15 protein-coding genes are annotated in these 16,940 nt (G+C 59.3%); 7 read left to right on the top strand and 8 right to left on the bottom strand.

The genetic code is table 11. The features are described 5' to 3' along the window. Positions 1-45: 45 nt before the first annotated feature. Positions 46-1,974, top strand: a complete 1,929-nt coding sequence (gene thrS / locus GOB87_RS09830; RefSeq protein ID WP_166315932.1) for a threonine--tRNA ligase — start codon at positions 46-48, stop codon at positions 1,972-1,974. Between the two features lie 186 nt (positions 1,975-2,160). Then, positions 2,161-2,760, top strand: coding sequence for a hypothetical protein (locus GOB87_RS09825; protein ID WP_166315929.1), 600 nt, complete (start codon positions 2,161-2,163; stop codon positions 2,758-2,760). A 292-nt stretch (positions 2,761-3,052) separates the two neighbouring features. Here GOB87_RS09825 and GOB87_RS09820 read toward each other — a convergent pair whose 3' ends face one another. The 3 genes from GOB87_RS09820 to GOB87_RS09810 all read right to left on the bottom strand — a co-directional run bounded on the left by GOB87_RS09820 (position 3,053) and on the right by GOB87_RS09810 (position 6,062). After that, positions 3,053-3,538, bottom strand: a complete 486-nt coding sequence (locus GOB87_RS09820; protein ID WP_166315926.1) for a helix-turn-helix domain-containing protein — start codon at positions 3,536-3,538, stop codon at positions 3,053-3,055. Positions 3,539-3,797: 259 nt separating this feature from the next. Continuing rightward, a complete protein-coding gene (locus tag GOB87_RS16820) occupies positions 3,798-5,462 on the bottom strand; it encodes a Hint domain-containing protein (protein ID WP_166315923.1) in 1,665 nt (554 codons plus the stop codon). Between the two features lie 150 nt (positions 5,463-5,612). Further along, a complete protein-coding gene (locus GOB87_RS09810; protein ID WP_166315989.1) occupies positions 5,613-6,062 on the bottom strand; it encodes an Rrf2 family transcriptional regulator in 450 nt (149 codons plus the stop codon). Positions 6,063-6,237: 175 nt separating this feature from the next. On the opposite strand from GOB87_RS09810, the gene hmpA reads away from it, so the two are divergent. From hmpA to rimI, 4 genes are all read left to right on the top strand, one after another. Continuing rightward, positions 6,238-7,449 (top strand): NO-inducible flavohemoprotein, encoded by a 1,212-nt coding sequence (hmpA, locus tag GOB87_RS09805; RefSeq protein ID WP_166315920.1) that lies wholly within the window; start codon positions 6,238-6,240, stop codon positions 7,447-7,449. Between the two features lie 91 nt (positions 7,450-7,540). Then, positions 7,541-8,122: a malonic semialdehyde reductase gene (locus tag GOB87_RS09800; protein ID WP_166315917.1), complete on the top strand. Its 582-nt coding sequence runs from the start codon at positions 7,541-7,543 to the stop codon at positions 8,120-8,122. Continuing rightward, a complete protein-coding gene (gene tsaB / locus GOB87_RS09795) occupies positions 8,119-8,799 on the top strand; it encodes a tRNA (adenosine(37)-N6)-threonylcarbamoyltransferase complex dimerization subunit type 1 TsaB (RefSeq protein ID WP_264805795.1) in 681 nt (226 codons plus the stop codon). Before GOB87_RS09800 ends, tsaB begins: the two co-directional genes overlap by 4 nt. Further along, complete coding sequence (gene rimI, locus GOB87_RS09790) at positions 8,796-9,269, top strand: ribosomal protein S18-alanine N-acetyltransferase (protein WP_166315911.1); 474 nt, start codon at positions 8,796-8,798, stop codon at positions 9,267-9,269. The genes tsaB and rimI overlap by 4 nt, the downstream gene beginning before the upstream one ends. 71 nt (positions 9,270-9,340) lie before the next feature. Here the strand turns inward: rimI and GOB87_RS09785 are convergent, their stop codons facing one another. The 3 genes from GOB87_RS09785 to GOB87_RS09775 all read right to left on the bottom strand — a co-directional run bounded on the left by GOB87_RS09785 (position 9,341) and on the right by GOB87_RS09775 (position 14,052). Continuing rightward, complete coding sequence (locus GOB87_RS09785) at positions 9,341-10,600, bottom strand: class I SAM-dependent methyltransferase (protein WP_166315908.1); 1,260 nt, start codon at positions 10,598-10,600, stop codon at positions 9,341-9,343. 373 nt (positions 10,601-10,973) lie between these two features. Next, complete coding sequence (locus GOB87_RS09780) at positions 10,974-13,415, bottom strand: helicase-related protein (RefSeq protein WP_166315905.1); 2,442 nt, start codon at positions 13,413-13,415, stop codon at positions 10,974-10,976. 112 nt (positions 13,416-13,527) lie between these two features. After that, on the bottom strand, positions 13,528-14,052 hold the full coding sequence (locus GOB87_RS09775) for a DUF2501 domain-containing protein (protein WP_166315902.1): 525 nt from the start codon (positions 14,050-14,052) through the stop codon (positions 13,528-13,530). A gap of 366 nt (positions 14,053-14,418) precedes the next feature. Between GOB87_RS09775 and GOB87_RS09770 the strand changes: the two genes are divergently transcribed. After that, positions 14,419-14,982 carry a NifU family protein gene (locus GOB87_RS09770; protein ID WP_166315899.1) on the top strand — a complete coding sequence of 188 codons (564 nt, stop codon included), beginning with the start codon at positions 14,419-14,421 and terminating at the stop codon, positions 14,980-14,982. A 16-nt stretch (positions 14,983-14,998) separates the two neighbouring features. Here GOB87_RS09770 and GOB87_RS09765 read toward each other — a convergent pair whose 3' ends face one another. Both GOB87_RS09765 and GOB87_RS09760 read right to left on the bottom strand, forming a co-directional pair. Further along, positions 14,999-16,165 (bottom strand): GGDEF domain-containing protein, encoded by a 1,167-nt coding sequence (locus GOB87_RS09765; protein ID WP_166315896.1) that lies wholly within the window; start codon positions 16,163-16,165, stop codon positions 14,999-15,001. Further along, the gene (locus GOB87_RS09760) at positions 16,162-16,698 is read right to left on the bottom strand and encodes a heme NO-binding domain-containing protein (RefSeq protein ID WP_166315893.1); all 537 of its coding nucleotides are present in this window, start codon (positions 16,696-16,698) and stop codon (positions 16,162-16,164) included. Before GOB87_RS09760 ends, GOB87_RS09765 begins: the two co-directional genes overlap by 4 nt. Positions 16,699-16,940: the final 242 nt, after the last annotated feature.

Genomic DNA, 16,940 nt, shown 5'->3' with positions numbered 1-16,940 from the left:
TGAGGGCTGCCTGTTCACACCCTACCCCTGCTGTGGAGTGCTCCCATGCCTGCCATCACCCTGCCCGACGGTTCCGTTCGCCCGTTTGACGGGACGGTGACGGGCACGGAGATTGCCGCGTCCATCGGCCCCGGTCTGGCCAAAGCCGCGCTTGCCATCGAGGTGGACGGCAAGTTGCGCGACATGGACCGCACCATCGAGCACGATGCCTCCATCCGTTTCATCACCCGCAAGGATGAAGAAGCGCTGGAGATGATCCGTCATGATGCCGCCCATGTGCTGGCGGAAGCCGTGCAGTCGCTGTTTCCCGGCACACAGGTGACCATCGGGCCATCCATCGAGAACGGTTTCTATTACGATTTCTACCGCAACGAACCCTTCACGCCCGAGGATTTTGCGGCGATCGAAAAGCGGATGCACGAAATCGTGGCGGCCAAGACGCCGTTTACCCGCGAGACCTGGCCGCGTGACGAGGCAATCCGGTTCTTTGAGGATCGCGGCGAGCGCTTCAAGGCCGAACTGATCCGCGATTTGCCCGAGGACGAGGAAATCTCGATCTATCGTCAGGGTGAGTGGCTCGATCTCTGTCGCGGTCCGCATCTGCGCACCACTGCCGATGTCGGTAATGCCTTCAAGCTGATGAAAGTGGCAGGGGCTTACTGGCGCGGCGATCACCGCAACCCGATGCTAACACGCATCTACGGCACGGCATGGCGCGACAAGAAGGAGTTGGAAGCGCATCTGCACCAGCTTGAGGAAGCGGAGCGCCGCGACCATCGCCGTATCGGCAAGGAGATGGATCTCTTCCACATTCAGGAAGAGGCTGTGGGGCAGGTGTTCTGGCACGCCAAGGGCTGGCGTCTGTACACGGCGTTGCAGGATTACATGCGTCGCGCCCAGACCCGTGCGGGCTACGAAGAAGTACGCACGCCGCAGCTTGTAGACCGCGCGCTGTGGGAGGCCTCCGGTCACTGGGACAAATATCGCCACCACATGTTCATCGCGACCGTGGAGGATGAGGACAAAACCCTCGCTCTCAAGCCGATGAACTGTCCGTGCCATGTGCAGATTTTCCGTCATGGCCTGCGCTCTTATCGCGAACTGCCGCTGCGTATGGCAGAGTTCGGCGCGTGTCACCGCTACGAGCCGTCGGGCTCGCTGCATGGCATCATGCGTGTGCGCGGCTTTACGCAGGATGACGCGCACATTTTCTGCACCGAAGACCAGATCGCCGATGAGACCGTGCGCTTCGTGGCCATGCTCTCGGAGGTGTATAAAGACCTCGGCTTCGAGCATTTCCGCATCAAGTTCTCGGACCGTCCGGAACAGCGTTCCGGTTCCGATGAAGTCTGGGACAAGGCTGAGACCGCGCTCAGAGAGGCGTGCGAGATCGCGGGCGTGGAGTATGAATACAACCACGGGGAAGGCGCGTTCTACGGCCCCAAGCTGGAATTTGTGCTGCGCGACGCCATCGGGCGTGACTGGCAGTGTGGTACGTTGCAGGTGGACCTTGTGCTGCCCGAGCGTCTGGACGCTACCTATATCGGTGAGGACAGCGCACGACATCGTCCTGTCATGCTGCATCGCGCCATTCTTGGCTCATTCGAGCGGTTCATCGGTATCCTGATCGAGCAGCACGCCGGTAAGTTCCCGCTGTGGCTGGCACCTACGCAGGTGGTCGTGGCCAGTATCGTGAGCGATGCGGCACCCTATGCGGAAGAGGTGGTGACGCGACTGCGCAAGGCGGGCCTCACGGTTGAGGCCGACACGCGAGCGGACAAGATCAACGCCAAGATCCGCGAGCATAGTCTGGCACGTGTGCCGGTCATTCTTGTGGTGGGCCGCAAGGAAGCAGAGGCGAGCACTGTCGCCATGCGTCGTCTTGGCGGAGCGGATCAGGAGATGCTGACGCTGGATGAGGCTGTGACGCGACTGGGCGAAGAAGCCAAAGCGCCGGATATCCGGCGGGACTAAGTGTCCATAAAATGCGGAATATGAGAGAAACCCGGCACGAGGCTTCGTGTCGGGTTTTCTTTTGTGCAAGTGATGTTCAGAAAAGAATGTGAATTGGCGAATATTTTCTCTGTTACTTTATGTCAATTATGACAGAAGAGCATTGATCTGGTAGAAACGTGCTCAGGAATGAAAAGGGTTTTGTGGATGAATATGTCGGTTGTCGTCTCCGTTATGCGGGTCGGTGCGCTTTCAACACTGCTGGGACTGAGCGGATGCGGGTATTACGCATCGCGCATTGCGCATAAGGCGCAGCAAACCATGATCGGGATGACGGAAGAGGACATGCAGGCCTGCGCCGGCATTCCGACCAAGACCCAGAAGGTCAATGATCATGTAACGATTGCTGAATATCAGCGTGGCCGTAACATCGAGACCTCATCAGGTTCCACTCTCATTCCGGTGGAACCGATCGTAAACATCGTCAAGGACATCGGTGGGGGGGCCGGCAACAGTTGTGTGGCGGATTTCCGGCTTGTCGATGGAAAAGTGCATGACGTTTACTACAGCGGTGACAACGACATGCTGGTCGGCACGGATGGTGTCTGTTCCACCATTATTCGCGGCTGTGTCCGTCGCTCTGTGCCCACTGAATCGTCGACAAAGGGCTGGGTATCCGCTTTTAGGCAGCCTCAGCCTGACACTACAGCAACACCGGCTGTAACGGCTCCGACAGACACAACCCCAGCCGCTACGCCTGCTGCGACCGGGTCTACTGCTGCGTCGGTCGCTCCGCAGAAAAAGTAATAGAAACCATAAGTGATCTTCCGGGATATAGCATCCTGTGAAGATCACCTGCAGATTCCGATCTGTGATGAGCCTTTCGGGATATTATCCTGAAAGGCTCATTTTTATCATCGTCTTTTTAATATATTTCATAAGACTATAAAAATCATTGGTTTTTCTGAGGCCTTTCTCTTTCGAAAACGTCTCTTCATGAATTCGGATATGATTATTCACGTCATGTGGACAGTGTACAATTCTTGCATCTATGGATGTTTGTATATTGTGAAAAAGATTTTCAAAATTCAGAAATATTTCAACGGACTCGTGTGGACAGCCATCGCAGTATTTCATGGCGTGAGCATTCATCGACCTTGCGAAAAAGGGACAGAAGGTAATGTTCTTCGCTTTTTCGAGGATCTTTCTCAACGGATGAAATCAGATCCACGATATCGAGATCGAGCGCATGGGCGATCTGGGTGAGGCGTTTGAGAGAGCACCCTTTTCTTCCGGTTTCCCATAGAGCAATGGCAGAGCGCGAGATATTGGCGCGTTGTGCAAGTTCGACCTGCGAAAGATTGGCTGCCAGACGCGCTTGTCGGAGGCGTAATCCGGTTTCCTGATCGGATATTCGCTTGTCCACAGAAATGAAAGTCGAGGAAAGTAGAGAGGCGTTATGCCGTCGGACCCACGCAAGAAACAGGCTTGTTTCTGAATAATGTAGTGGACTGTCTTCCGACTCTCCTTCCAGCCGGAATGTGATGGAGGTTTTATCCACGGACACAATGATGCGTTGACGCATGTGTGCCCGAGAAGAACACCACACTTGGCCGGGGAAGAGCTGTGTTCTGGGTGGGGTATTCATTTCCCACGTAACCTGAGGTCAGATCGGATGAAAGATAACGATACCATCATGATATTTTTGTATTTTTTGTTTCATTTTGTTCGGTAATTGAAGAGGTCTGTTCCAGATTATGAAATCTGCATATTTTATCAGACACTCTCCAGTCCTGAAATCGGAAGTCATGCCCGCAGCCCTGTAGCGGGCATGACAGCTGTTTTCAGGCCGATAGGGGAAGCCGCTCCGCTCTGTGTCCCGCATGAAGGCTATAGGGACCAGAGGAGAGAATGTTCACGAACATCACGCCCTCTTCATCTGTTTTCTCGGAAAGAGGAAAAACGGCATTTCCTGTTGTCCATCGATGTTCTCCCTGCTCGCGATTATGCCAGCCGAAAAGATCGTCTGTTCTCAGGTGAGGTGTGAGACGCTTTTTCATGGTGCCGACATGAAGCAGGACATCGCCAACGAGCACTCCCAAGGCACGGCGGTCATCCACAAACGGCCCAATGACGTCGCAAGGGCGACTGGAGCGGGAAAGAAGGCGCACGGATTGTGTTCCAGCGGGTACAGGGAACTGGAACCAACCATGACCTGTATCCTTTACGGTGAGAGAGATTCCCTTATCCGTCAGAATCTGAAGACATGGGTCTTCGGTCAGCTCCGGTGCTGTGTAACGGGACGTGCAACCGGCAGCTTCTGCCCGCTCCGCAATCCGTCGGAAAAGTGGCTCGACCTGTTCACGCGATACCGCAAGAGGAGCAGCGGCGTCCTGCTTCCATGAGCGTGGGGGCGTGGTCGTCAGCTGGCTTACTTTCCCTTCCCGTTCCATGAAACGGCGATTGCCCGTGTCGAGATAGCTTTCAGTAGGCATGTCATTGGCCCAGATGACGGCATGCCGCTCCGTTTCAACATGATGGTAGGTATACTGCGTGATGGCATGATCGTAGAAAATGGAAGAACCGTTCACCAGCATGCGGGCGGGTACGAACCGTTCGTTGAGAAACAGGCAATGCTCTGGTGTGACCAGAAGATCCATGCGGGGTGTGCCGGGCGCGATCGCATCGGCAAGGATGCGCACGGGATATCCCGCCTCATCGTCTGGCAAATTACGCCGGACTGTGACGTGTCGACGGCCCGCCCATGTGATTTTCCCAGCGGTGCCGGTGGAGGTTCCGGGGTCGAACACGGTGATGATGTCATCGAGTTCCAGTGTTTCCACGGCCCTCTCACCATCGGGGGTGCGGATCATTGTGCCGCTCAGGAAACAGACGATGGCGTAACTGGTGTTGTTCCAGCTGAAGTCCGATGTCGAAACCCCGGGAGCCAGCGTAACGCTTTTGACAAAAGCGTCCCCGCTGTTGGTGGTCGAAAAGGCATCGTAGATGGTGTAGTTACCGTCCGAGTTTTCCACCCATTGGATGCCTGTGTTCCAACTGTCGTTGGGGAAAACGATCTCGTCGCCCGGAGCAAGATTGGTGACACTCGGGACGCTGTAGCCGGTATAGGTGAGCGACAGGGTGTTGGTGCCCTGAGACGTGCTGCCAAAATTGATGGCCGAAGTGGTGGAGCCCACTGTCATGGTGGCGCCATCTGTCAGTGTGACCGAACCGCCATTGACGTAGCTGGCGGTCAGTGTTGAGCCGTTTAGGGTTACGGTGCTGCTGCTGGCAAGTGTCGCCGTGCCGTTGAGAGCCAGCGTTCCCCCCGTTAACGTGACAGTGCCGCTTCCGTTGACCGTCAACGCATTGCTGGCTTCCGATCCATCGAGGTCGATGGACACGTTGCCGCTGCTTGTATCGATGACCGGGGTTATGTCGTAAGTGGGAACGCCATTGGTCCAGTTGGCGGCATTGTCCCAGTCATTTTGGAAACGGCACCCGTCCACGTTGTGGTTGAGTTCATCGAAGCCTCTTAATGATTAAGATATGGTGCCCTCATCATAATCATTAAGAATTGACGAAAATATGTGATTTTCTTTCCGATTACATCCAATGATTCCAGAAAGTAACAGAAAAGAAAAACAATGAAGAGGATGTCACGGTGTGATGGGTGGCGCATGCAGCGCCTGCCACTCATCCGATGACACGACATCGGCCAGTGTTGTCTGGTCCAGAACACTCATGAAGGCCGACAGCGCCGTGCCAAGCACGCTGCGCAGACGGCAGTTGGGCATCAGGCGGCAAGTGCTTCCCTTCTCCTTGGCTGTCTGCATGCACACCACCAGCCCGAGTTCTTCCTCTGTGTAACGCACGACATCGCCCAGTCGGATGTCCTCGCTCGGTCGCCCAAGACGCAGGCCGCCGTTACGCCCTCGGATTGTCTCGATAAAGCCGCCCTGACCCAGTCGGTGGATGATCTTGATGAGATGGTTTTCCGAAATGCCATAAGCCTCCGCAATTTCGCGGATGGAGGCCAGTCGTTCCGGATTGCAGGCCAGAAAGACAAGCGTCCGGAGCGCATAGTCGGTGTAGAGGGTCAGTTGCATTGTTGGAACGTAGGCGTGGGAAGCCATTTTTTCCAGCAGAACAATGATCTGTGTTGAGACGGTCGGGAAAAGAGAAGCAGTCATGCAACGAATAAAGATGTGTTTCATTGACACCTTTGTTCGTTCGGTCGTTAAGATGCGTTAACCTCAATCTGACGAGAGAAGGACAAGACGCATGGCCGAACCGCTCACTGACGCGACCCGCTCCATCGTGAAAGCCTGCATCCCCGCATTGGAGGCCCATGGCCTCGACATTACACGGGAGATGTATCAACGCCTTTTGGCAAAACCTGAAATACGCGATCTCTTCAACATGTCGCATCAGAAGGATGGCGAGCAGCCCAAGGCGCTCGCGCTCGCGGTGCTGGCCTATGCCCGTCACATCGACAATCCGGGCGCGCTGGCCGGCATGATTGAGCGGATTGCCGAGAAGCATGTCGGCCTGAACATCCTGCCCGAGCATTACCCTTACGTGGCGGACGCTCTTCTGGGCGCCATCGCGCATGTTCTGGGCGATGCGGCCACTCCTGAGATTCTGGATGCGTGGGGCAAGGCCTACTGGTTCCTCGCGGATGTGCTGATCGGACGTGAGCATCAGATCTATGAAGAGCACGCCCATGCGCCGGGCGGTTGGACGGGGTGGCGGGACTTCACGGTGCGCCGTGTCCTCCGCGAGAGCGACGTTGTGAAGTCCTTCGAACTGGTGCCCGTGGATGGCAAGGCCATCATGGTGCACACGCCGGGGCAGTATCTCAGCTTCCGGCTGGAAGTGCCCGGTCATGGCTCGCAGCGCCGCAATTACAGCATTTCGTCCGAGCCGGGGTGCGATCACTACCGCATCAGTGTGCGTCGCGCCGAAGGCGGGGTCGTCTCCGACTGGCTGCATGACACGGTGAAGGAAGGTGAGAGGCTTTCCGTCTCGGCGCCTGCGGGAGATTTCACCATCGCGCCCAAGGATGCGAAGAAAATCGTGTTTCTCAGCGCGGGTATCGGCCTGACGCCCTTCATTGCAGCTCTCGGTCCCCTGACGACGAAAGGGGTGCCTGACATCCGTTTCATCCATGGGGCGCATAATCCACAGGTGGACGCATTCGGCACGCATATTCGCGCGCTGGCAGGTGCGGGGAAGATCAGTGCGGATGTCTTCTACACCGAAGGCGAACTTCCCGCTGATGCACACACACCGGGTGTGACGGTTCACAATGGCCGCGTGACGAAAGACTGGTTGGCGGCTCAGGTCGATCCGGACGCCGTATGGTATGTTTGCGGCCCCGATGGGTTCATGCGCGATATGATCGAAACGCTCAAAGCCAGCGGTGTGTCGGAAGACCGCATCCATTTCGAGTTCTTTGGCTCAGCGGCGGATGCGGAACTGGCGGCGGCCTGATCCGTCTTCGTGGTTGTGAGATGGCGATCCGCTCTGGATCGTCATCACATGGCGCGGTAGGAACGGCATGAAGACCGCGAGGGGGTGTGTCATGCCGCTTGATGAAACTGCACTGGATTGCCTGTTCCACACGGCCCGGACACCGGAGCGCTGGACAGACCGGCCGGTGGATCTCGACACAGTGCGCGCGCTCTACGATCTGGTGAAACTCGGCCCGACTTCGGGTAATGGCTCACCCGCGCGGTTTGTGTTTCTCTCGACACAGGATGCGAAGGAACGGCTGCGCCCGGCCCTCTCGGAAGGCAATGTCGAGAAAGCGATGACCGCGCCGGTGGTGGTCATCGTGGCGCATGATCCTCTGTTCTTCGACCGTTTCGCGCAGCTCAATCCCGAACCCAGCCTGCGCTCGTGGTTTGCCGCCGATGTTGGGCTGGCGGAAGAGACCGCCTTTCGGAATGGTACGCTGGAAGGCGGCTACATGATCCTTGCTGCCCGTGCGCTGGGGCTGGATGCGCTGCCGATGTCGGGCTTCGATGCGACGCTGGTGGAGGACACCTTCCTTCTGGGCGAAGGCTGGCGGGCGAATTTTCTTATCTGTCTGGGATATGGCGAGCCGGTGGAAACACCACGGGCGCCGCGTCTGTCCTTTGACGAAGCGTGCCGCGTGCTGTGAGCATCTCGCATCTTCTCGTGCTCGATGCGGCTCCCGCAGCAGTGCGTGCCCGCGTGGGCGCGTTTCAGTACATGGACGGCACTCTGCACGCCGTCACACAGGAAGAAGCGGACGGGCACGATGGCATCGCCGCGATGGCGGTCATGGCGGAACGGTGCCTTGCCGCTACGGGCTGGGATGCACCGGATCTGGTCGTGACCGTTGTGGGGCCGGGTTCTTTCACGGGGTTGCGGACCTCTTGTGCTCTCGCGGCCGGGTTGGCGTTCGGGTTTGATTGCCCGACCGTTGGCGTGACGCGCGGGGAGGCACTGTCACGCACGCTGGACGAACAGGTGCGGGTGGACGGACTGACTGGTTGGCTGTGTGTGACCACGGCGCGACGGGGGCGTTGGTTCGTGGAAGATGCGAGTGGGAATGTGCAGGCTGTTGCAAGCGCGCATTGGCAGCCGCCGGAAGGACGCTGGCTGCTGGCGGGCGATGCTGCGGAAGATGCGGCTCTCGCGGCTCCTGATCGTGCCGTGAAAGCTGCCGGTGGGGAAGCATCGCTTGCGGAAATCGCACGCTATGGATGGGTGCGCGGAGAGGGGAGTGTGCCGTGGCGTGCAGCACTCCCTCTCTATGTGGATGCACCCGAGGCAAAACTACCGGCCGCTGGTCTTCGCTCCGAACCGGTATGACGGATTTTCCTTGTGAGCGTCTGAGTATTACGGAAGTTGGTGAAGCCTTTTCTTCCGTGCTGGCAGTCCTCCATGAGCGCGCGTTTCCTGTGAAAGAGCGGTGGAATGCCGAGGCGTTTGAAAATCTTCTTCGCTCATCAGGAGTATCGGCTTTTCTCGCCTGTCATGCTGAAATGCCCGTTGGTTTTGTTCTTGTGCGATCGGTTCTCGATGAAGCGGAGATTCTGACCCTTGCCGTCGATCCGGCTTTTCAGCGCAAAGGTGTGGGACGAGCGGTTTTAGGAAAACTGTTTCACGTTCTCCGTGAACAGGAAATAATCCGAGTGTTCCTTGAGGTTTCTGTGCGAAATGGGGCCGCACGTGCTCTTTACGCGGCGACAGGCCTTGTCACCATGGGCCTCCGGCGTCGGTATTACCCGGACGGGTCGGACGCGGAGGTTATGGCGGCTGAGATTACGCCAATGCTCTGAGGAAACGGCCGTTATACCAGTGGCGGGGCAGAGCCCTGCTTGTCTGTCGCCCAGAAGAAGGGTTGTTGGCATTACGCAGGCGGACGGAGCAGTACCCGGTTCAGGCGTTCGAGGATGGGGAACATCTTTGACCACGTCTTGTGAAAACGGTTTTCCGATAGGCCCCTTTCCGCCATGCACGCGGCAATATCCCCCAGCGTTCGTTCCCCGTCGATAAGGGGAAGAATGCTTCGGGCCTGCTGTGGAAGCGGCACCGGCACGACCAGTGTTCCAAACGAGAATGGAAGAATGCCGTCAGGGCCAATATGTTTCGCAAGTTCGGATCCGGGAATCTCACGCATGATCGGAACGGTATCGGCCGCCATGTAATCCGGCGGTGTCACACGCTCTCCTTTGCGCACGACATAGGCCACATGGGTTGCCATGTTGCCGGTCAGACACTCAGCGACCTTTGCTTTTTCGCGCCAGTCGAGACCTTCCACACGGGCGCGCAATTTTGGGTCGGGCAGAAAAAACTCGGGATCGTAGCGGGCAGGTTCCATGAGACAGGAGGATTCCAGTCCGGCCCGGTCGATCAGATCGAGGAACGCCCCGATGTCATAGGCCCGATCGCGTGGATTCAGCAGCAGGTCATACAGACCGGCGTTGCCGCCGCTCAGGTGATCACCGAAATTGCCATTCTCGCGCAGCCACGCCGTGACGGGAAGATGTCGCATCACACGTTTGGCCACATCCAGACGTGTTGCAGGAGGCTCCGAAAATGGCGTGAGCTGTTCAAGTGCTTCCTGAATCATGTACACGCCGGTGCGGCCATAGGGCGCATAGACCATCAGCCCCATACCACCACCGGGCGCAAGATGCGCTTCCAGCCCTTTGAGTGCTGCATCCGGGTCGGGCAGGTGATGGAGGACGCCACAACAGTCGATGTAATCGAAAAGTCCAAGATCCAGACGTTCGAGATCGGTGATCGAACCCTCGATAAAGCGGATGTTGGAAAGCGCCCGCGCCTTCGCCCGTGCCTGTGCAATGTCGAGCGCATGACGTGAACGGTCCACGCACACCACCTCTCCGGGTCGGTTGGCGCGCGCCATCTGTACGGCAAGCATGATTGCGCCATCGCCCGTGCCGCACCCGGCCACCAATGCTTTCAACGGTTGGTGACGCGCACGCCGTGCGCCGAACACCCAGTAATCGATTTCACGCAGATGGCTGGGACTGCCGATCAGCAGCCGCTTTGCCTCATCGCGTGGGTCGCGCTCCGGATAGGGATAGGCTTCGTACTGGGCGGCAAGTTCCGTATCCCGGGCGTCGGTGCCGGATGGCGTGGTCATGATGGGCTCCTCAATCGCGGGATGTAAGGTTTTCCCTATGCGACGGGATGTTTCTCATGTCCATTTCCCATCCGGCAGGACTGTTTCCCGCAGACTGCTTTATCTCCATGGCCCTTATGATCGACTCTTCCAGACGGCGGCAAGCGGGGCGCTGCCCCGGCCCCGCCAAAGGCGCGCCTTTGGAAACCGTTTATTGTTACACTGGGACTCAGAGACCGTTTCCAGAGACGCCGATATGATCCCAACTGGCCTTGAGTTTGATATCTGAGGCCATAGGGCAGAATAAGTTATCAACACAATTAGGGTGAAGGGATCTGCGATCCCTTCCGGGTTCGGGCAGAGCCCGATACACCGCAAGAGTCGATAAAAGCCTTTACTCCCCCCGTTTGCGTGTGCGTGTCCGGCTCTGCTGGCGTAGTACGCTCTCAATCCAGTCGTTGAGGCGGCGCGTGGTGTCCTCGGCTTCCTCACGGTCTGGGTAGATTTCCGGAAAGCGCAGAGACAGCCAGCGCCATGCCACCAGTCGCTTGTGGCGCTTCTCCGCCCGTTCCAGTTCTTCGCGCCCCGCGCGCTCGGGGGGCGGCAGTCGACCTGTGCCGGGCGGCAGCACCCGCACACCAATCGCATGATCGGCGGCCCAGCCCACCAGTCGGCGGATACCGTTGTCACGGTCATCCACAGGACACATGGCATAGGTCCAACGCTGGCTGAGATCGAGCCCTTCCACGCCTTCCAGCGCCGAGGCGATGGCGAAGGGCTGTTCCATGTCGGACAGACGGTAGTTCGGGTCATCGGGGCGCAGGACGGCGCGTTTTATGCGCGCCAGAACGCCGTACAGGCTGTCCGAGCCGATTTCCTCGGCAATGGCGCGCACGATGTCCGCGTCGGGCTGCACGAGCGGCCTGAGTTCATCGGGCGGCACGGGAGCGGCCTCAAGATGCTGGCGGATGAAGCGCGGGCTGCCGGCGTCGGCCAGAACGGCCACGATGCCGTCCTCGTGCTTGCCGTAGCGTCCGGCTCGGCCACCGATCTGCTTGACCTCCTGCACCGTCAGATCGCGGGTCTGGCGCCCATCGAACTTGCGAAGCGCGGCAAAGACCACGCGCCGGATGGAGAGATTAAGCCCCATGCCGATGGCGTCCGTAGCGATCAGAATATCGGCCTGTCCATCATTGAAGCGCTGGGCTTCGGCTCGCCGGACCTCCGGGCTGAGTGCTCCATAAACCACGGCCACGCGGCGTCCGCGCTCCATCAGGGCCGCGCGCAGATCCAGCACCTCACGTCGTGAGAAGGCAATCAGCGCATCGCCCGCTTTCAGGTCATGCAGGCGCACGGACGATGACGCGGCCCGCAGGGGGCTTTTACGCAGCAGGGAGATTTCATCCACTGGGTCGCCGCACAGTTCAGCGATGCGGCGCACCATCGGGATGCATTCGGGTGCGCCGAGGATGTACAGATGGCGGGCGGGTGCGCCCATGATGGCGGCGGTCCAAGCAGCGCCGCGATCCGGGTCGAACAGCATCTGCGCTTCGTCAATGACTGCGACATCGACGGGGTTGGAAAACGGGCACATTTCAACGGTGGCAGCCAGATGACGGCTTCCCGGCACTTTGATGCGCTCCTCACCCGTGGAGAGCGACGCCTCCACGCCGCGGGCTGCGAGGGATTCCCGGAACTCATGCGCCAGAAGCCGCAGGGGAGCGAGCGCCAGCCCGCTTTCGGCACGGGCGAGGGCGTCGAGTGCCGTGTGGGACTTGCCGCTGTTGGTCGGTCCCGTCACCAGTGTGATGCGACGCTCCAGCGCGCGCGCGGTGCGGAAATGCCCGGCATAGCGGTCAAGAGCCGCCACGCGGGCAATGACGGAGTTGGCGACATTCTTGCCGACCTTGGGCGGAGGCGGCAGTTCGTGCGTGTCGCGGCGCTCCCGTCCGCGCTTCTCCCCACGCTCGAACCCTTCCGCGCTGCCTTTGCGCCATTCGGAAAGATTGTGACGCAGGCTGGCGAGTTCGGTCGGATCGAACTCCCAAAGCTCCTGCCCGTCCTTCTGGCGGATGCGGCGGGCGACGGGGATGCGGTTTTCCGCGATCCAGCGCAGGGCCTCACGGTGAGAGCAGTGCAGCAGGCGCGGCACGTCGGCAAACCGCACGAGGCTGGCTTCCCATGTGCGCAGGCGCTGCTCTTCGTTTTCCCGGCGGGACTGGGCTGTGCGGGCCAGCGCTTCCTCGCGGCGGGCGCGGCTTTCCTCCGTTTCACGTGCACCGCCGATGAAGCGGTCGCGCTCGCGCATGTCGAAAGCGTTCGCGATCGCTTCGGCGAGCCGCGCTGTCTGGGCTGCGGACAGCACGCGGCCCGTGTCCAGAACGTCGGCCTGCATGGCGTCGAGCGCGGCCTGCGGCGTGTCGCCCAGTTCGCGAAAACGCGCCGCCATGACGGTCTCAAGAGCGCCCAGAAGAACCGGATCGGGTGCCACCGGGTCCGTTATGGTGGCAGTGGCCTGCTCCATGTCTTCGCGCGAGATCCAGATACGCCCTTCACGGCGCGTCAGATCCATCAGCCGCGAGGTCCAGCGTTTGCGGCGCACGGCGCACAGGGCTGTCCGGAACACCTCGTCGGGCACATCGCGCGCGCCGGGCTCCAAGGCGCGGCCGATGCGGCGCAGGAGAGCGGATTCCTCGCGCGGTTCGATGGACAGGCCCGTACGCGCAAGAACCGCCTCGAGGGCGGCTCGCGCGGGAGAGGACGGGGCGTGGGAAGCGTTCTCCGGCAGAGGCGCAGGAGAAGAACGTGTCAGGCGGGAGCCGCTTGGCGTTTTCATGCCCCAAGTGTGCGCGATTGGTCGTGATGGAACAATCCCCACACCAACGGAAAGACCGCCCGGTTTGTCACCGGACGGTCTTTCTCACTCAGCGGCACTGGTCAGTGAGGGATCAGTCGAGTGACTGGCCCTTCTTGGTCAGGTCGCTGCACAGCTTGACGCGCTGGGACTTCTTGAGCGTGGAGACGTCGAACGGCGTCGATGTGCCGTTGGTCAGCAGACCCTGACCACCCAGCGAATAGGCCTGATCGCTCTTCACGTCCGCGCGTTTGGCGAGCTTGCGGGCCACGCTGCGCGGCGTCGTGCCGGAGGTGTAGTCCTTGTGGATGCAGTAGGAGAGCAGTCCCGCCACATTGCCCGGTGTTGCGTTGTCGATGGGCGGCAGGCCGTTTTCACCCAGTGCGCCCGGTGTTGCAGCCGTCGTCGCGCCGGTGATGCCGTGAACAACCTGTGCGCCCTGCGTGGGAGCGGATGCCTGATCGGCGGGATTCGTCACGGGGATACCGCCCGGCGGCGGTGCGGACATGGTGGTGCCGGCCGGAATCTGCTGGGCAGCGGTCTGGGCATGGGCGGCGCCTATTGAGGCGAGAGCGAGACCCGTTGTGGCGACCAGCGCGAGAGTTCTGTTACCAAGCATTGAATAACCTTTCACAAAAGCCAAAGGTCTGCATGCTCCCTGTTGAAGGAACATGACCCTTTGCTGACGGTCATGACCGTCGTGCCCTAACAAAGCGCACGACAATGGAAAGTTCCCTTCCGTTTATTTCTGGGGTTCGGTACGATGGTTACTTCTGCGTGCGCCTATGTGGCGCGATGAGCGCGGAAGGCATGGGCCGGGTGTGAAGGAGACGGAGCCCTGACATTCTGCCGGGGGGCTTGTCTTTCGGGCGTACCTGCCTCATCTCCTGAATCCATACAGGACCGCTTGCGTCCTCTTTTGACGATGGCCGGTGTTGGGTTGGCGCAAGGCGCGGACCGATGCCTTTGATGGAGTGGGGCCACAATGTTCATTGAGACCGAAGGTACACCCAACCCGAACACGCTGAAGTTCCTGCCGGGGCGGGATGTGACGGGAGAGGCCGGCACGATCGACTTCATCGACGCGGATGGTGTCGCGGGACGCTCGCCGCTGGCGGACGCCCTGTTTGAACTGCCGGGTGTTGCGCGTGTGTTCATGGGGTCGGACTTCGTGTCCGTCACCAAAACGGATGCGGAAGACTGGGCCGAACTCAAGCCGCGCGTGCTCTCCATATTGGTGGATCATTTCGTCTCGGGCCGTCCGGTCGTGACGGAAGGCGCTGCCGTGCAGGAAGATCCGGTGATGCCGGGTGATGAAGAGATCGTGAAGCAGATCAAGGAACTGCTTGAGACCCGCGTCCGTCCGGCGGTGGCCAGCGATGGCGGCGATATCGTGTTTCGTGGCTACCGTGACGGCATTGTGCGGTTGAGCATGCAGGGAGCGTGCTCGGGTTGTCCGTCCTCAGGCGCGACACTCAAGCATGGCGTGGAGAACATGCTGCGCCATTATGTGCCGGAGATCGTCTCTGTGGAACAGGTCATGGCCTGACGGAGAAGCGGCCCTATCAGGCTGCGTGCAGAGGGCGGGCGAGGGTCACACGGCCTCCACCCGCCCTTTTGCTTTCATACATGGCGTGATCGGCCTCCTTCAGCATGTAGGAGGCGCTTTCATGACGTGGGGACCAGAAGGCGAGGCCGATACTGGCAGTGGAGGTGAGGTGATGACCCTCCATTTCAAAGGGCCGCCGGAACGCGTCACATAGACGTTCGGTGATGGTCATCACCTCGTCTGGTGATTCCGTGCCATGAAAGAGGATCACGAATTCATCGCCGCCCAGACGGGCCACCATATGCGCGGGATGCCCCGCGAGCGTGTGAGTCAGACGGTGCGCCGCCTGACATAGCACCCGATCGCCCATCAGATGACCGGCCGTGTCATTGATATGCTTGAAATGATCGAGATCGATGAGGCAGACCGCTGGCGGCGTATCGGTATTTTTCCATGCTGCCAGAACATCGGTGACGGTCTGACTGAAAAGGGTGCGGTTGGGCAGGCGGGTCAGGGCGTCGTGAGTGGCGTCATGCCGAAGCTTACGCTCGGCTTTTTCACGTTCGATCACGCGGGCGATATGTCCCCCGATGTTCATGCACAGGCCGACGATCGGTTCTTCCGCTTTTACGTCCTTGCATGAGAAAAACAGCAGAACGACATCGACGCAGCCTCCCGCGATGACAGGCAAGCCCAGCCCATGGTGCAGGCTGGCTCCGATTGCATGTTCCTGTGGGTCGATCTTCCAGCTTACGATCTTCTGCTGGCGTTTGATCTGAAAGGCCAGTCCGTCCGGTTCGAACAGTCGCGAAGCGCGGCAGGCGGCGAGCAGTATCTGACGTGAGGGAGGTGTATTCGGGAAGCACAGCGTCGGATTGATCCGGTCATAGGTTCCATCCTCCCGCCGACTGAAGGCAACGCCGCCCATGAACCCCATGCGTTGGCAGGTTTCCTCCAGCGTGACTTCAATTACGCGGGTGGCGGAGGACGTCGTGTTGGCGCAACTGACGATCGTTTCCAGCAATTTCTGCTGGTTGTTCAGGCCATAGAGTTCGCGCAGCCCACGTTCGGCAATCGCTTCCGCTTCGCGGCGGATGCGTTTTTCCCTCTCGAAGCGTTTGCGTAACTGGAGATAGAGGGCCTTGTAGTCGGTGTCTGTTTCGTCTGCTGTTGGGTCGTTCATGGACCCTGCCAGCGGATGGTCATGTCATTTTCTTTCGGGGAGCCGGAAGGATAACGCTCCACGGAGATGTTCTCATGCCAGATGTCGGCTGCTCCAAGAATGAAGCCATGTGCGAGATCGAGAAGATGACGGGAGGACTGGTAGCGCATTTCCAGCGCGCCGTCCGGCTGTTCCGTGAAATGAAAATACGGGCAGCATGCTCCGGAATAGAGCTTCATCACTTCGGGATGGATGATCGTGTTGACGGACAGGATGAACGTCCGCGCAGTGGGGAACTGTTCGAACAGTTCCGGATAGGTTTGCTTGAGAAGGGGCATCGCCTTCTCACCAAACCAGCGTAACACCTCGCCTTCAGGCAGTTTCAGGCGGTGTGCGGCCGCTTTTACGAGGGCCAGCATGTCCGCATCCGGATAGTTGCCCAGAGAACTGTAGACACCATCCACCTTGGCGTCTTCCAAAAGAAGATCCCAGGTCTCGATGCCGAACTGTTCGCTGACCACGTCTTCCAGAAGATTGAAGACTATGCCTTTCATGATGCTTCCGATCTGACCGCGATGACACTCTGAATGTGGGTAATCCGATTGTCTTCACAAGCCGTTAAGTGGAGCCGCGCTTCTCGGGTATTCTGGCTTGAGGGATGCTCAAACACGTCAGAGACACGATTTTGTGCTCTTAGAAACAGTCGAGATTTCTGGGAAGAAAAGGAAATCCTGGTGGGCGCACAAGGGCTCGAACCTTGGACCCGCTGATTAAGAGGCGAGCATAAGCCTCTGAT

This window comes from Acetobacter estunensis, assembly GCF_011516945.1.
Taxonomy (GTDB): Bacteria; Pseudomonadota; Alphaproteobacteria; order Acetobacterales; family Acetobacteraceae; genus Acetobacter; species Acetobacter estunensis.
The sequence above is the reverse complement of the archived record's forward strand: the minus strand, read 5'-3'. Positions and strand labels throughout refer to the sequence as shown.

Excerpts from the sequence above, each read along its gene's own strand:
- thrS (WP_166315932.1), top strand. The coding sequence starts at position 46 with ATGCCTGCCATCACCCTGCCCGACGGTTCCGTTCGCCCGTTTGACGGG.
- GOB87_RS09825 (WP_166315929.1), top strand. The coding sequence starts at position 2,161 with ATGAATATGTCGGTTGTCGTCTCCGTTATGCGGGTCGGTGCGCTTTCA.
- GOB87_RS09820 (WP_166315926.1), bottom strand. The coding sequence starts at position 3,538 with ATGCGTCAACGCATCATTGTGTCCGTGGATAAAACCTCCATCACATTC.
- GOB87_RS09810 (WP_166315989.1), bottom strand. The coding sequence starts at position 6,062 with ATGCAACTGACCCTCTACACCGACTATGCGCTCCGGACGCTTGTCTTT.
- hmpA (WP_166315920.1), top strand. The coding sequence starts at position 6,238 with ATGGCCGAACCGCTCACTGACGCGACCCGCTCCATCGTGAAAGCCTGC.
- GOB87_RS09800 (WP_166315917.1), top strand. The coding sequence starts at position 7,541 with ATGCCGCTTGATGAAACTGCACTGGATTGCCTGTTCCACACGGCCCGG.
- rimI (WP_166315911.1), top strand. The coding sequence starts at position 8,796 with ATGACGGATTTTCCTTGTGAGCGTCTGAGTATTACGGAAGTTGGTGAA.
- GOB87_RS09785 (WP_166315908.1), bottom strand. The coding sequence starts at position 10,600 with ATGACCACGCCATCCGGCACCGACGCCCGGGATACGGAACTTGCCGCC.
- GOB87_RS09780 (WP_166315905.1), bottom strand. The coding sequence starts at position 13,415 with ATGAAAACGCCAAGCGGCTCCCGCCTGACACGTTCTTCTCCTGCGCCT.
- GOB87_RS09775 (WP_166315902.1), bottom strand. The coding sequence starts at position 14,052 with ATGCTTGGTAACAGAACTCTCGCGCTGGTCGCCACAACGGGTCTCGCT.
- GOB87_RS09770 (WP_166315899.1), top strand. The coding sequence starts at position 14,419 with ATGTTCATTGAGACCGAAGGTACACCCAACCCGAACACGCTGAAGTTC.
- GOB87_RS09765 (WP_166315896.1), bottom strand. The coding sequence starts at position 16,165 with ATGAACGACCCAACAGCAGACGAAACAGACACCGACTACAAGGCCCTC.
- GOB87_RS09760 (WP_166315893.1), bottom strand. The coding sequence starts at position 16,698 with ATGAAAGGCATAGTCTTCAATCTTCTGGAAGACGTGGTCAGCGAACAG.